Source organism: Halorientalis regularis, assembly GCF_023698535.1.
Lineage (GTDB): Archaea > Halobacteriota > Halobacteria > Halobacteriales > Haloarculaceae > Halorientalis > Halorientalis regularis.
Genome location: NZ_JALJCL010000043.1, coordinates 1 through 766 on the forward strand (window position 1 = coordinate 1; position 766 = coordinate 766).

Sequence of the window (766 nt, forward strand, 5' to 3'; positions counted from 1 at the left end):
ATACTCAAGGACATAAGTACGTGAAGATATTCGGAGGCTCGATGTCATCAAGCGCAATGAGTGCAGCCTCACGAAGTTCATCTAATGTGTCGAAGAGACGGTTTCCAAGAGACTGATCGAGCCGTCGCCAACACTCTTCCGCGGGGTTCAGCTCCGGTGAACCCCGCGGAAGGTAAGACAGTTCGATCGGCGTTCCCTCGACGAATTCCTGCACTGCGTTAGCCGTGAAATACGACGCGTTGTCTAAGACAACGCAGATTTTCTCGCCGAATTCGGTCTGGAGAGCGTCTAGCAAGCGAATCGTCGTGTCGCTGTTGAAGTTCTCGGCACAGGGCAGAAAGAACGTCTCGCCGGAATCGCTAACTGCACCGAGCAGCTTGATGCTGTCCCACGCGCCCGTCACCGGCAGTGACGGGCGCTCTCCTTCAGGAAACCACGCATAGATCAGCGACGAAAGCACCTGGCGCGTCTGATCGATAGTCAGGATTGTGTATTCGTCGTCCAGGTTGTCGCGCTTTTTTTGAAGCCTTCTTGCCAGGCTTCTTGGGCTCTTTCGTCGGATTTGTAGAACTCCGGCCGGGCTGTCTTCCAGGACAGCCCGGCCTCGGAAATCAGTCGTCGGACGTGACGCTCACAGTACTCAACGCCGAATTCCTCAGAAAGATAGTGACGCGCCAATGGAACAGACCACGCGGGCGCGTCGTATCCGACTTCTTCGGGTGACTCGTGAAGAGCCTCGACGAACTGCTCGTGTTCTTTCTCAGAA

Annotated in this window: 1 pseudogene; it reads right to left on the reverse strand. The window is 55.4% G+C overall.

The window, feature by feature from the left end:
- Window positions 1-4: 4 nt before the first annotated feature.
- Window positions 5-766: pseudogene (locus MU521_RS21305) on the reverse strand (IS630 family transposase); the annotation flags it as partial.